Raw genomic sequence first — 13133 nt, 5'->3', positions numbered from 1 at the left:
ATAAGGAAAGAGCAATGTCCAAGACCCTCTATCAGAAAGTGTTCGATGCCCACCTGGTGCGAGAAGTGGAAGGGGAGACGCCCCTCATCTACATCGACCGCCACCTGGTGCATGAAGTGACCAGCCCCCAGGCATTCGACGGCCTGCGCGCCATGAAGCGCCCGCTGCGTCGCCCGGATCTGACCTGGGCCACCATGGATCACAACGTCTCCACCACCACCAAGGACATCGCCGCCTCCGGCGAGATGGCTCGCATCCAGATGGAGACGTTGGCCGCCAACTGCAAGGAGTTCGGGGTTCGTCTCTACGACCTCAACCACAAATACCAGGGCATAGTCCACGTGATGGGGCCTGAGCTCGGCATCACCTTGCCCGGCACCACCATCGTCTGCGGCGACTCCCACACCGCCACCCACGGTGCCTTCGGGTCGCTGGCCTTCGGCATCGGCACCTCGGAGGTGGAGCACGTGATGGCCACCCAGACCCTGAAACAGGGGCGCGCCAAGACCATGCGCATTTCGGTCAACGGCAAGCTGGCCGAGGGCATCAGCGCCAAGGACGTGGTGCTGGCCATCATAGGCAAGGTCGGCGCTGCCGGCGGCACCGGTTACGTGGTGGAGTTCGCGGGCGATGCCATCAGGGATCTCTCCATGGAAGGGCGCATGACGGTGTGCAACATGGCCATCGAACTCGGCGCCAAGGCGGGCATGATAGCCCCCGACCAGACCACCATCGACTACATCCAGGGCAAGGTATTCGCCCCCACCGGCGAGGCGCTGGCGCAGGCCATCGCCTACTGGCAGACCCTCAAGAGCGATGCCGATGCCACCTTCGATGCCGAGGTGGTGCTCAACGCCGCCGACATCGCCCCTCAGGTCACCTGGGGCACCAACCCGGGCCAGGTGATCGCCGTCAATGAACCCATTCCGGCACCGGAATCCTTCAGCGATCTGATGGAGCAGCAATCCGCCCGCAAGGCGCTGGCCTACATGGACTTGCAGCCGGGCCAGAAGCTCTGTGATGTCACCATCGACAAGGTGTTCATCGGCTCCTGCACCAACAGCCGCATCGAAGACTTGCGCGCCGCCGCCGCCATCGCCCGTGGCCGCAAGGTGGCCGCCGGGGTACAGGCCCTGGTGGTGCCGGGCTCCGAGCAGGTGAAGGCCCAGGCCGAGGCCGAGGGGCTGGACAAGATCTTCCTCGAGGCTGGCTTTGAGTGGCGCCTGCCCGGCTGCTCCATGTGTCTGGCCATGAACAACGACCGGCTGCAACCCGGGGAGCGCTGCGCCTCCACCAGCAACCGCAACTTCGAAGGGCGTCAGGGCCGCGCCGGCCGCACCCACCTGGTGAGCCCGGCCATGGCCGCCGCCGCCGCCGTCACCGGCCGCTTCGCCGACATTCGTGCGCTGTAACGACAGGGAAAACATGATGACAGGTTTCAAACAACGCGGACGGCCCTTCGCCGTCACCGACATCATCTTCGCCGATATTCGCGCACTGTAAGAGGAGATAACGATGACAGGATTCAAACAGCATAAAGGGATCGTCGTCCCCCTCGACAGCGCCAACGTCGACACCGACGCCATCATTCCCAAGCAGTTTCTGCAGAAGGTCAACCGCATCGGCTTTGGCAAGCACCTGTTCCACGACTGGCGCTTCCTTGACGATGCAGGCCAGCAGCCCAACCCCGAGTTCGTGCTCAACCAGCCGCAATTCGCCGGTGCCAGCATCTTGCTGGCACGGGAGAACTTCGGCTGTGGCTCGAGCCGCGAACACGCCCCCTGGGCGCTGGCGGACTACGGCTTCAGGACCATCATTGCCCCGAGCTTTGCCGACATCTTCTACGGCAACGCCATCAACAACGGCATGGTGCCGGTACGCCTGAAAGAAGAGGAGGTCGAGGCCCTGTTCCAGCTGGTCGCGGCCAACCCGGGCATCGAGATCGAGGTGGATCTGGAGGCCAATCAGGTGCGCGCAGGTAGCCTCACGTTCGGCTTCGAAATCGACGAATTCCGCCGTTACTGCCTGCTCAACGGGCTGGATGCCATCGGCCTGACCCTGCAACACGAGGCCGCCATCAGTGCCTTCGAGGCGAAGCAGCCGAGCTGGATCTGACGCGCCAGCGGCAAGAAAATAGGTAGAATCAACAGGGAGCCGAGGCTCCCTGTTTTATTCTCAGTCTCGCCTAGGCTCCATGGGCTCACCGACAGGAAAGGATGATGAAGACGACCCGCGCCCTCCCCCTGCTGCTTGGCATGCTATTCACCCTGCCGGCCAGCGCCGGGCAGATCTATTTCAACGGCAGCGGCGGTCAGCTCAATGTCGGCTGGCAGGACAGGGAGGGCCCCCCCCCAGCAACTCAGCTACCGGCTGGAGGCGGGCAAGCTGCCACCCCTCATCGCCTATCGCCCGGCCAGGATGCAGGAGGAGGTACTGCAGAGCCTGCTGCAGCAGGCTGCGCTTGAGTTCCCCGAGGTGCAATTCTCCCTCGCCCGGCCCGGATTCGAGCTCGGCCTAAAGAGCCGCAACCAGGACAAGGCCAGGGCCGCCATGGCCTGGGTGAAGGAGCGTCGCGCCGAGCTGGAGCGCGAATGGCTGCACGATCGTTATTTCCAGTATTTCACCCCGCCCGACGGCCAGCCCGCCATCAAGCAGGACCATGTGCGCATCGCCCTGGAGAGTCGCGCCGAACTGGCGCCTCTGGCCGAGCAGCTCAGGCAGGAGGGGGCCACGGAGACAGAAATACGCCAGCAGACGCTGGCACACATGCTCTACTTCGTGCAGGCCATTCCCTATCTGCTGCTCGACAACCCCAGCGGGCGCAGCGGCCGCGGCCTCTTGACTCCGCGCCAGGTGCTGGAGCAGAACCGGGGAGATTGCGACAGCAAGGTCACCCTGATGGCTGCCCTGCTGGCCCAGCTCTTTCCCGACCTCAAGCAGGCCATGGTGTTCGTGCCGGGTCATGCCCTGCTGGGGGTGGCCCTGCCGGCTCAAGCGGGCGAGGCGACCCTGAACTGGGAGGGGGAGACCTATCTGCTGCTGGAGCCGACCGGCCCAGCCACCCTGCCCCCGGGCCAGCTGGCGCCGAGCAGCAGAGTCTTGGTGGAGAGCGGCCAGCTGAACGTGCAGCCGGTGCGTCCCGAGGAGACGGGATGAGCCGAAGAGCAGGCTCGGGGACTGTATGCCGATGCGCCCGCCTGCCGGGCGCATCCCTTAACCTATCTGTTGAAACTCCACCGCCAGCAGCTTGCCTTCTGCCTCGTCCAGCTCCCGAATGATGCGGGCCCTGGCCTCAAACGGCGGCAACAGATTGCTGTGGGTGGCGAGACTGACCCGGATCGGCTGGCCAAGATCGAGGCCGTGTTCGCTGACCAGTATCCCCATGCCATTGGCGCTCAGATCCCGGCAGATCCCCACCAGGATGAGATCCTGCTGATAGAGGGTGACGGGGGCATTGATTATCATGCGCTGAAAGGCGCGTCTTTCCTTGGTGCTGGTGATCACTCGAACCTCCTGGTGTGGTTACTCTCGCCCCGCCCACTGCGCAAGTTGTGCTGGCCTGGCCCCCAGAAGGTTAATACAATGCGACTCCTTGCTCAAACGGGGTGCGCCCAGGCGCTGAGATGATACCCGTGAACCTGATCCAGATAATGCTGGCGGAGGAATTTGAGACAAGAGGCGCGGGGCGCCTCCTCATCCGTCGGCACCTCACAGGAGTGCCATAGATGAACACCATGCTGACCGCCGCCACCGCCCTGCTGCTCACTGGCGCCGCCCAGGCCGCGACCTCCCCGACCCTCACCGTCTATACCTATGACTCTTTCGCCTCCGAATGGGGCCCGGGCCCCAAGGTCAAGCAGGCGTTCGAGCAAGAGTGTGGCTGCACCCTCAATCTGGTTCCGCTTGAAGACGGGGTCGCCATCCTCAACCGGCTGCGCCTCGAGGGGAGCCACAGCAAGGCCGACCTGGTGCTGGGTCTGGACGATGCCCTGATGGCCGAGGCCAAGCAGAGCGGTCTGTTCGCCCCCCATGCCACCCGACTCGACGCCCTCAAGGTGCCGGGGGGCTGGCAGGATGACAGCTTCGTCCCCTATGACTACGGCTACTTCGCCTTCGTCTACGACAGCGGCAAGCTCAAGCATCCCCCCAAGAGCCTGAAAGAGCTGGTGGCGCGGCCCGATCTCAAGGTGATCTATCAGGATCCCCGCACCTCCACCCCGGGTCAGGGGCTGATGCTGTGGATGAAGTCGGTCTACGGCGACCAGGCCCCGGCCGCCTGGGAGCAGCTGGCCAAGAAGACGGTCACCGTCACCAAGGGCTGGTCCGAGGCCTACGGCATGTTCATGGATGGCGAGGCGGACATGGTGCTCTCCTACACCAGCTCCCCCGCCTATCACCTGATCGCCGAGCAGAAGAGCCAGTATCGGGCCGCCGCGTTCGAGGAGGGACACTACCGCCAGGTAGAGGTGGCCGCCAAGCTCAAGGGCGCCAAACAGGACGAGCTGGCCGACCAGTTCCTGCAATTCATGGTAAGCCCCGCCTTCCAGCAACTGATCCCGACCGGCAACTGGATGTATCCGGTCATCGGCACCGAACTGCCCCAGGGATTCGAGCAGATGATCACCGTCACCAAGCCGCTCGCCTTCAGCGCGGACGAGGTGGCCGCCAACCGCAAGGGCTGGATCCGCGAGTGGCTGCAAGCCGTCACCCAGTGAGGGCAGGTCGTCGTCTGCTCTGGTGGCTGCCGGGCAGTGCCGCCACCCTGATCATCCTGCTGCTCTCCCTGGGGCCGCTGGCAGCCCTGCTGTGGCAGGCGGGCACCCTGTCCCCCCGCGCCCTGCTGAGCGATCCCTATCTGCGCCACGTGCTGGGCTTCAGCCTGGGGCAGGCCCTGCTCTCCACCCTGCTGAGCCTCGGGCTGGCCATTCCCGTGGCCCGCGCCCTGGCCCGGCGCCGTTTCCCGGGCCGCCGCCTGCTGCTCAAGCTGTTCGGCCTCTCCCTGGTGCTGCCCGTCATCATCGCCATCTTCGGCATCGTCGCCGTTCATGGCAGGCAGGGCTGGCTGCCGCAGCTGCTGCGCGGCCTGGGGCTGGATCCCGGCAACTACCTGTACGGCCTGTTCGGCATACTACTGGCCCATGTCTTCTTCAACATGCCCCTGGCGGCCCGCTTGCTGCTGCAAAGCCTGGAGACCATCCCCGAATCCTCCTGGCGCCTGGCCAGCCAGCTCGGCATGCGCTCCTCCCATATCTTCCGGCTGCTGGAGTGGCCGCTCATTCGCGCCGCCCTGCCGGGGCTGGCCAGTCTCATCTTCATGCTCTGCTTCACCAGCTTCACCACAGTGCTGGCGCTGGGAGGCGGCCCCAAGTCCACCACATTGGAGGTGGCCGTCTACCAGGCGCTGCGCTTTGACTTTGATCTCGCCACCGCAGGCGGCCTGGCCCTGGTGCAGCTGCTGCTCACCGCCGCCCTGCTCCTGGTGCAGCACAAGTTGCAGAGCAGCCCGGCCGGCCGCATGAACCGGGCAGGCACCACGCGGCGCCCGGACAGCCAGCAGCCGGGCACCCTGCTGACAGACAGCCTGGTGCTGCTGCTGGCCATCGCCATCTTCCTGCCGCCCCTGCTGGCCATCCTGATCGCCGGCGCCAATGGGGAACTGCTCACGGCGCTGGCCTCCCGCGCCCTGTGGCAGGCGGCGGGCCAGTCCCTGCTCATCGCCGTCGGGGCCGGGACCCTCGCCACCCTGCTCGGCAGCGGCCTGCTGCTCACCAGCCGCCATCTCAAGGTGCGCAGGCGTCGCCGCCGCGCCGCCGCCCTGTGGGAGGCCAGCGGCGCCATGATCTTGATGATCCCGGCGGTGGTGCTGAGTACAGGGCTCTTCATCCTGTTCATGCCCTTCGCCGATGTGTTTGCACTCGCCCCCTGGCTGGTGGTGCTGGTCAACGCCCTGATGGCGCTGCCCTATGTGCTGCGCACCCTCTCCGCCCCCATGCAGCTGGTGGTGCGCCAGTATGACAGGCTGGCGGACAGCCTTGGGATGAGCGGGCTCCATCGCTTTCGCCTGGTGGAATTGCCTATGCTGCGCCGCCCGCTGGCGCTGGCCATGGCGCTCTCCATGATATTGTCCCTCGGGGATCTCGGCGCCATCGCCATGTTCGGCAGCCAGAGCCTCACCACCCTGCCCTGGCTGCTCTATCAGCAGCTCGGCAGTTACCGGCTGACCGAGGCGGCCGCCACCGCCCTGCTGCTGCTGCTCTTGTGTCTTTCCCTGTTCTGGCTGGTCGAGCGAGGGCTTGGAGGAAAACATGCCGAACATTGAGGCGCAGAGCGCATGGCTCAACGCTCACCACTTATTCGGCCACGGTGGCGGGTCGAACAGCCTCTTGGAGAAAACAACATGCTGAACATTGATGGGCTGGTCACCAGCTACCCCGATTGGCGCGTCAGCTTCAGCGCGGCGCTGCCCAAGGGGGAGATCACCGCCCTCATCGGCCCGAGCGGCGCCGGCAAGTCCACCCTGCTCGGCATGATAGCGGGCTTCGTGCCGGTGGAGTCCGGCACCCTCGCCTTCGACGGCCAGGATCTGCTGCCGCTGGGCCCAGCCGAGCGGCCGGTCACCACCCTGTTTCAGGATCACAACCTCTTCCTGCACCTGTCGGTGTTCGACAACATCGCCATCGGCCTGCACCCGGGACTGCGCCTGAGCAGCGCCCAGCGAAGTCAGGTGATCGATGCCGCCGGACGGGTAGGCCTCAGGGAGATGCTGACGCGCCTGCCGGAGCAGCTCTCCGGCGGCCAGCAACAGCGGGTGGGGCTGGCCCGCGCCCTGGTGCGGGGCAAGCCGCTGCTGCTGCTGGACGAGCCCTTCTCGGCGCTCGATCCCGCCCTGCGCCGGGAGATGCTGGCCGAAGTGGCCCGCCTCGCCTGCGAGCAGGGCATTACCGTGCTGATGGTCTCCCATAACCCTGAGGATGCCCTGTTGATTGCCGATCGGCTGCTGTTTATCGACGAGGGACGCATCGCCTTGCAGGGCAAACCAGATATCCTGCAAAGCAGTGATCACCCCGGATTGCTGCGCTACCTGGGTCGCGCTGTGGCGCCAAAATGAAAGGCTTACAAGCTGATGGTCTCCCCCTGTCATACCCCTGAAGATGCCCTGTTGATTGCCGATCGGCTGCTGTTTATCGACGAGGGGCGCATCGCCTTGCAGGGCAAGCCGGATATCCTGCAAAGCAGCGATCACCCCGGGTTGCTGCGCTACCTGGGTCGCGCCTCCTTGCCATAGCGCCGGCAGCCGGCGTCAGAGATCAAAAAAGGGAAGCCGGCCGGCTTCCCTTTTCCATATGCAGAGATGTCGTTACATCAGAGGTTTTCCTCGGCAAACGAGGCCAGTCGGCTGCGCACAACCCCGTTGAGGTAGATGTTGGCGCTCCCTTCGAAGTTCTTGAATCGCTCGACGATGTAGGTCAGCCCCGAGGTCACCGGACTCAGATAATTGGAGTCAATCTGAGCCAAGTTGCCGGAGCAGACGATCTTGGTTCCCTCGCCGCAGCGGGTGATGATGGTCTTGAGCTGGGAAGCGGTCAGGTTCTGGCACTCATCCAGCAAGACGAAGGTGTTCTGGATGCTGCGCCCGCGCATGAAGTTGACCGATTTGAACTGGATGTTGGCCTTCTCCATGATGTAGCTCAGCGACCCGCTCATGTTCTCATCCTGCTTGTGCAGCACCTCCAGGGTATCGGTTACCGCCGCCAGCCAGGGCATCATCTTCTCCTCCTCGGTACCGGGCAGGAAGCCGATGCTCTCGGCAATTTCCGGGGTGTTGCGGGTGACGATCACCTTGTCGTAGATCCCTTTTTCAATCACCAGTTCCAGGGCCGCCGCCATGGCGAGCAGGGTCTTGCCGCAGCCCGCCGGGCCGGTCAGGATCACCAGGTCGATGTGGGGATCGAGCAGGGCATCCAGGGCCATGCCCTGATAGATGTTCTTGGGATGCACGCCCCAGGCCTTGCGCGACATCAACCGCTCGCGGCCCAGATCCCGCAGCCGTATGTGTTGATCGTCATGCTCGAGCACCCGAGCGGCGAAGAAGTTCTCCTCGTCGATGAGGTACTGGTTCACATGCACCCCCTCGAGCAGCTTGGTATCGACCACATGGACGGTTTCCCGGCCATGGGTCTCGCTCTCGCACTCCCCCACCCGCTCCCAGAAGCTGCCAGGCACCTGCTGGAATCCCTTGGCCAGCAGCCGGATGTCGTCGATCAGCTGGTCGCTGCGATAATCCTCCACATGGGCCAGCCCGGCGCCCTTCGCCTTGAGCCGCATGTTGATGTCCTTGGTGACCAGCACCACCTGACGCTTGGACTCATGCTTTTGCAGGTAGAGGGCGGCGTTGATGATGCGGTTGTCCGCCTCCTTGTCGGTGAAGATCTCGGCATCCTGGGGCAGATGGTGGTCACTGAAGATGGAGATATGGCCCGAGGCCTCGCCGGCCAGGGTCACCCCTGTGGTGATCTGCTCCGGCGTCGCGTCGCGGAACACATCCTCCAGCGCACGAATGGCCACCCTGGCATCCCGGCTCACATCCTTCTGGCGATCCTTGATGTTGTCGAGTTCTTCCAGCACCGTCATGGGGATGAGCACGTCGTGCTCTTTGAAGGAGTAGATGGCGAGGGGTTCGTGTAACAGAACGTTGGTATCCAGGATAAACAGCTTCCGGTCCGCATTGTCCATAAGCATCCTCCTTGGCACTGAAGGTGCCACGTGTGTGAATCTCAGATGTCATTGAAACCACACGGCCGTGACAGTTTTATTACCCCCAACGCTACGCCCGATTTTACCGCTGCGCAACAAATCGCTCGCACACCCGTCTCAGCTGAACATAAAAACAGCAATGAAGAGACCGGCGCACTGGCCGGTCCCTTGTCACGGTTCACTCCCTCAACCGCACTTGGAATCGCCGCAGTTGAGGCAGGTCATGCAGCCATCCTTCTGCACCAGCGCCTTGCTGTGGCACTTGTAGCAGAGCGCCGCACCGGGCGGGAAGCCGCTGCCGATCTGCTGCTCGTCGGTCTGTTGCTCGGTCAGCTTCTTGGCCAGGAACGCCCGCTGATGCTCATCCAGCCCGGTGGCCTTGAGCATGCCTATCTCGGTGAGATGGGTCTCGATCACGTTGCCAATTTCGGCGATGAGCGACGGCACATACTTGCCCTTGTTCCAGTAACCCCCCTTGGGATCGAACACGGATCTCAGCTCCTCCACCAGGAAGGTGACATCCCCGCCCTTGCGGAACACCGCGGAGATGATACGGGTCAGCGCCACTATCCACTGATAGTGCTCCAGGCTCTTGGAGTTAATGAAGATCTCGAACGGGCGGCGGGTCTCGTGCACCGTACCCTCGTTGAGCACTATGTCGTTGATGGTGATGAACAACGAGTGCTCGGAGACATGTTCCGGCGTCTTCAGCTTGTAGGTGGTGCCCATCAGCCGCTCCGGGCGCAGCACGGTTTCATGCATGTGCACCACGTCATCCTGGGGGACCAGATCGTCTTGCGGCTCATCCCGGGTTTTCACCTTGTAGGCGACGATTTTCCTGTCGATCTTCTTGACCATGTCTCGTCCTCAGAATTTGCCGTAATAGCCTTCTTTCAAGGCATCGTAGAGGTTGGCGGCGGTGTGCAGCTCGCCATCGTATTCGATCTCCTCGTTCCCCTTGGCCGTGATGACGGAACCATCCTCCAGGGTGAACTCGTAGCTGGTGTGCTCCAGATCCTGCTCCTTCACCAGCACGCCCTGGAAGGCCTCCGGGTTGAAGCGGAAGGTGGTACAACCCTTGAGGCCGGAGTCCGAGGCATACATGTAGATGTCCTTGAACTGCTCGAACGGGAAGTCGGTCGGCACATTGGCCGTCTTGGAGATGGACGAATCTATCCAGCGCTGGGCCACCGCCTGGATGTCCACGTGCTGGGCCGGGTTGATGTCGTCGGCTGTGATGAAGTAATCCGGCAGACGGCAGGCATCATCTTCGGTGTAAGGCATGGCGGCCGGATTCACCAGCTCGCGGTAGGCCAGCAGCTCGAAGGAGTAGACATCCACGCTCTCCTTGCTCTTCTTGCCCGGCTTGATGACGTTGCGGCTGTAGTGGTGGGCGAAGCTCGGCTCTATGCCGTTGCTGGCGTTGTTGGCCAGCGACAAGGAGATGGTACCGGTCGGCGCTATGCTGCTGTGGTGGGTGAAGCGCCCCCCCACCTCGGCCAGCTCGGCCACCAGAGCGGGATCCACCTCCGCCACCTGTTGCATGTAGCGGCTGTAGCGCGCGTGCAACACCTTGCCCTTCACCTTGTCACCGAGCCTGATGCCATCGGCCGCCATCTCGGGGCGCAGCCGCAGCATCTTGCCGGTGATTTCAAACGCCTGCTCCATGATGGGCGCCGGGCCCTTCTCCTTGGCCAGACGCAAGGACTCCTGCCAACCGGTCATGGCCAGCTCCTGGGAGACCTGCTCGGTGAAGGCGACGGAAGCGGCAGAGCCATATTTTATCTGCAGCATGGTGAGGGTCGAGCCCAGCCCCAGGAAGCCCATGCCATGACGGCGCTTGGCTGTGATCTCCTCGCGCTGCCTGGCCAGCGGCAGCTGGTTGATCTCCACCACGTTGTCGAGCATGCGAGTGAAGATGGCCACCACCTTGCGAAACGCGGGCCAATCGAAGGTCGCCTGTTCGGTGAAGGGGTCCCGCACGAAGGTGGTCAGATTGACCGAGCCCAGCAGACAGGCGCCATAGGGGGGCAAGGGCTGCTCACCACAGGGGTTGGTGGCACGGATCTCCTCGCAGAACCAGTTGTTGTTCATCTGATTGACCTTGTCGATCAGGATGAAACCGGGCTCCGCATAGTCATAGGTGGAGGTCATGATAACGTTCCACAGCTTGCGCGCGGGCAGGGTCTTGTAGACCTTGCAGGCCACCTGGCCCGAGTCGCTTATCACCACCCCTTCCTTGTTCGGCCAATCGGCCCAGATCACCTGAGCGGGGTCATCCAGCGCTATGCCGTCCTGCGCCACCTCTTTGGCGGTGTAAGGGAAGATCAGTTGCCAGGGGGCATCCTCCTTCACCGCCTTGACGAACGCTTCGGTGATGAGCAGGGAGAGGTTGAACTGGCGCAGGCGGCCATCCTCCCGCTTGGCCTGGATAAACTCGACGACGTCGGGATGCCGGATATCCATGGTGCCCATCTGGGCGCCACGGCGGCCACCGGCTGATGAGACGGTGAAACACATCTTGTCGTAGATATCCATGAAGGAGAGCGGCCCGGAGGTATAGGCGCCGGCCCCCGAGACGAAGGCGCCGCGCGGTCGCAGGGTCGAGAAGTCATAGCCGATACCGCAGCCCGCCTTCAGGGTCAGCCCCGCCTCGTGCACCTTGCCGAGAATGTCATCCATCGAATCTTCGATGGTGCCGGAGACAGTGCAGTTGATGGTCGAGGTGGCAGGCTTGTGCTCGAAGGCGCCGGCATTGGAGGTGATGCGACCCGCCGGGATGGCGCCATTGCGCAGGGCCCACAGGAAAGGCTCATACCAGGCGTCGGGTTCGCGCTCCTGCGCCGCCAGCGCGCGGGCAACCCGTTGGTAGGTCTCGTCGATAGAGCCGTCGACGGGCATCCCATCCTTGCTCTTGAGGCGATACTTGCTGTCCCAGATCTCGAGGGAGGTTTCCTGCAGGGGGGTGAGAGCCGATCCGGATCCGCTCTCCAGCACAGGGTTGGATTTAGCCATTTTCAAGCCACCTTATGTGAATGCGACAACCTCATGACAGAGTCAAAAAACACAATAAATAGGTTTAATAACAACTCAATCACACTATATGTAGTATCTCCCTCACTGTACGCCGCCGCCATCCCAAAAAAACGCCCCGACCAGCAGGTTTCTGGTCCGGGGCATTTAACTGATTCATTTCCCGAAAGATTTAATGCGAGGGACTATCTCAGGGTTTCTTGACGTATACGCTCGGCGTTTCGCCCGCCATATTCAGATAGAACTCATAGACGCCATCGGCATCGGGCGAGAACTTCATGTCCTCATACTTGGAACAAGGGTTGCTTGGCACAGCTTCCCCGCCCAGTACGACGACGCCATCGCTCGGACTCTGGTAACCGAAGTTGGTGCCGCAGCTCCAGCCGGAGTCGGCAAACTTGAACTTGTAGGGAGCCCACTCTTTCTTGAGGGTCCCCTTGGCCATGTAAAGCTTGTCGGCCACCTTGACCACCTTGCTCTCATCGGTGGCCATCCAGTCGTTCATCTCCCCGCGCAGGTAGATGGACTTGCCATCGAAGTCGCTGTTGTCTGCCGCCTGTTCTGCACCGCCATTGGCTGCACAACCGCCTAATACCAGGGTTCCCGCCGCCAGCATCATCGTTACTGTTCTCTTGAACATGGGTCTATTCCTTAAATTATTGTGATTCCTTGGTCCATCCATGTGGACCCATGAATTAAACCAGAGCAAACATCACAATAAAGGTAAGGCCATCACAATCTGTACTTTTTGCGCCCACTCAATGAGGTTGATAGACAATTAACGAGCAAAATAAAACCAACCCAGGGAGTAACAAGAGAAGAATAATGGTGCAGTAAGGGACTATGAAACGTCAGAAGGGATCATCATGGCACAGGCCAGACAATTCTCAGATAACAAAAAACCCCGCTCGATGAGCGGGGTTCTTCGTGTTGGCTGCCTGCCAAGAGCGTTCTGCTCTCGCGTGGCCGACGATGCGGTCGCATCATCGATAATTGGGTGCCTGGCAGTGTCCTACTCTCGCATGGCGAATGCCACACTACCATCGGCGCTACCGCGTTTCACTTCTGAGTTCGGCATGGGATCAGGTGGTTCCACGGCGCTATGGCCGCCAGGCAAAAAACTTCATCTGGAAAGCTGACGTGAATAACGACTTCGCTTGTTTGCTTTGTCGCTATCACTGAATTTGTAAGTAGTTCTTCGATTTGCTACAAGCCTCAGAACACTTCTTGGGTGTTGTATGGTTAAGCCTCACGGGTAATTAGTATGGGTTAGCTCAACACGTCGCCGCGCTTACACACCCCACCTATCAACGTTGTGGTCTCCAACGGCCCTTTAGGACCCTCAA

Annotated in this window: 11 protein-coding genes, 2 rRNA genes, 1 pseudogene and 1 riboswitch; of the genes and pseudogenes, 7 read left to right on the top strand and 7 right to left on the bottom strand. The window is 62.2% G+C overall.

The window, feature by feature from the left end; all coding sequences use genetic code 11:
• Positions 1-14: 14 nt before the first annotated feature.
• The 3 genes and pseudogenes from leuC to ACLHZ1_RS06185 all read left to right on the top strand — a co-directional run bounded on the left by leuC (position 15) and on the right by ACLHZ1_RS06185 (position 3156).
• A complete protein-coding gene (gene leuC / locus ACLHZ1_RS06195; protein ID WP_427261386.1) occupies positions 15-1412 on the top strand; it encodes a 3-isopropylmalate dehydratase large subunit in 1398 nt (465 codons plus the stop codon).
• A 103-nt stretch (positions 1413-1515) separates the two neighbouring features.
• Complete coding sequence (leuD, locus tag ACLHZ1_RS06190) at positions 1516-2115, top strand: 3-isopropylmalate dehydratase small subunit (RefSeq protein ID WP_427261385.1); 600 nt, start codon at positions 1516-1518, stop codon at positions 2113-2115.
• A 104-nt stretch (positions 2116-2219) separates the two neighbouring features.
• A pseudogene (locus ACLHZ1_RS06185) lies at positions 2220-3156 on the top strand (transglutaminase domain-containing protein).
• 57 nt (positions 3157-3213) lie between these two features.
• Here ACLHZ1_RS06185 and ACLHZ1_RS06180 read toward each other — a convergent pair.
• Entirely contained in the window at positions 3214-3504 is a 291-nt protein-coding gene (locus ACLHZ1_RS06180) for a PilZ domain-containing protein (protein ID WP_041997774.1), read from the bottom strand.
• 87 nt (positions 3505-3591) lie between these two features.
• Positions 3592-3682, top strand: a riboswitch (TPP riboswitch).
• Between the two features lie 43 nt (positions 3683-3725).
• Here ACLHZ1_RS06180 and thiB point away from each other — a divergent pair.
• From thiB to ACLHZ1_RS06160, 4 genes are all read left to right on the top strand, one after another.
• Complete coding sequence (gene thiB / locus ACLHZ1_RS06175) at positions 3726-4715, top strand: thiamine ABC transporter substrate binding subunit (protein WP_427261384.1); 990 nt, start codon at positions 3726-3728, stop codon at positions 4713-4715.
• A complete protein-coding gene (thiP, locus tag ACLHZ1_RS06170) occupies positions 4691-6319 on the top strand; it encodes a thiamine/thiamine pyrophosphate ABC transporter permease (protein WP_427261383.1) in 1629 nt (542 codons plus the stop codon). Before thiB ends, thiP begins: the two co-directional genes overlap by 25 nt.
• Before the next feature lie 78 nt (positions 6320-6397).
• Positions 6398-7108: a thiamine ABC transporter ATP-binding protein gene (thiQ, locus tag ACLHZ1_RS06165; protein ID WP_427261382.1), complete on the top strand. Its 711-nt coding sequence runs from the start codon at positions 6398-6400 to the stop codon at positions 7106-7108.
• Between the two features lie 15 nt (positions 7109-7123).
• A complete protein-coding gene (locus ACLHZ1_RS06160) occupies positions 7124-7285 on the top strand; it encodes a hypothetical protein (protein ID WP_427261381.1) in 162 nt (53 codons plus the stop codon).
• A gap of 77 nt (positions 7286-7362) precedes the next feature.
• Here the strand turns inward: ACLHZ1_RS06160 and ACLHZ1_RS06155 are convergent, their stop codons facing one another.
• From ACLHZ1_RS06155 to ACLHZ1_RS06130, 6 genes are all read right to left on the bottom strand, one after another.
• Positions 7363-8733 carry a PhoH family protein gene (locus tag ACLHZ1_RS06155; RefSeq protein ID WP_427261380.1) on the bottom strand — a complete coding sequence of 457 codons (1371 nt, stop codon included), beginning with the start codon at positions 8731-8733 and terminating at the stop codon, positions 7363-7365.
• Between the two features lie 207 nt (positions 8734-8940).
• On the bottom strand, positions 8941-9612 hold the full coding sequence (locus ACLHZ1_RS06150; RefSeq protein WP_427261379.1) for an NrdJb: 672 nt from the start codon (positions 9610-9612) through the stop codon (positions 8941-8943).
• A gap of 9 nt (positions 9613-9621) precedes the next feature.
• Positions 9622-11769, bottom strand: coding sequence for an adenosylcobalamin-dependent ribonucleoside-diphosphate reductase (locus ACLHZ1_RS06145; RefSeq protein ID WP_427261378.1), 2148 nt, complete (start codon positions 11767-11769; stop codon positions 9622-9624).
• A gap of 208 nt (positions 11770-11977) precedes the next feature.
• A complete protein-coding gene (locus ACLHZ1_RS06140) occupies positions 11978-12427 on the bottom strand; it encodes a pullulanase (RefSeq protein ID WP_427261377.1) in 450 nt (149 codons plus the stop codon).
• A gap of 359 nt (positions 12428-12786) precedes the next feature.
• A 5S ribosomal RNA gene (gene rrf / locus ACLHZ1_RS06135) occupies positions 12787-12901 on the bottom strand.
• Between the two features lie 124 nt (positions 12902-13025).
• Positions 13026-13133: ribosomal RNA gene (locus ACLHZ1_RS06130) — 23S ribosomal RNA — on the bottom strand; the annotation flags it as partial.

This window comes from Aeromonas sobria (genome assembly GCF_050266975.1).
GTDB lineage: Bacteria > Pseudomonadota > Gammaproteobacteria > Enterobacterales > Aeromonadaceae > Aeromonas > Aeromonas sobria_B.
The sequence above is the reverse complement of the archived record's forward strand: the minus strand, read 5'-3'. Positions and strand labels throughout refer to the sequence as shown.

Coding starts and splice junctions, on each gene's coding strand:
- leuC (WP_427261386.1), top strand. CDS start 15: ATGTCCAAGACCCTCTATCAGAAAGTGTTCGATGCCCACCTGGTGCGA.
- leuD (WP_427261385.1), top strand. CDS start 1,516: ATGACAGGATTCAAACAGCATAAAGGGATCGTCGTCCCCCTCGACAGC.
- thiB (WP_427261384.1), top strand. CDS start 3,726: ATGAACACCATGCTGACCGCCGCCACCGCCCTGCTGCTCACTGGCGCC.
- thiQ (WP_427261382.1), top strand. CDS start 6,398: ATGCTGAACATTGATGGGCTGGTCACCAGCTACCCCGATTGGCGCGTC.
- ACLHZ1_RS06160 (WP_427261381.1), top strand. CDS start 7,124: ATGGTCTCCCCCTGTCATACCCCTGAAGATGCCCTGTTGATTGCCGAT.
- ACLHZ1_RS06155 (WP_427261380.1), bottom strand. CDS start 8,733: ATGGACAATGCGGACCGGAAGCTGTTTATCCTGGATACCAACGTTCTG.
- ACLHZ1_RS06150 (WP_427261379.1), bottom strand. CDS start 9,612: ATGGTCAAGAAGATCGACAGGAAAATCGTCGCCTACAAGGTGAAAACC.
- ACLHZ1_RS06145 (WP_427261378.1), bottom strand. CDS start 11,769: ATGGCTAAATCCAACCCTGTGCTGGAGAGCGGATCCGGATCGGCTCTC.
- ACLHZ1_RS06140 (WP_427261377.1), bottom strand. CDS start 12,427: ATGTTCAAGAGAACAGTAACGATGATGCTGGCGGCGGGAACCCTGGTA.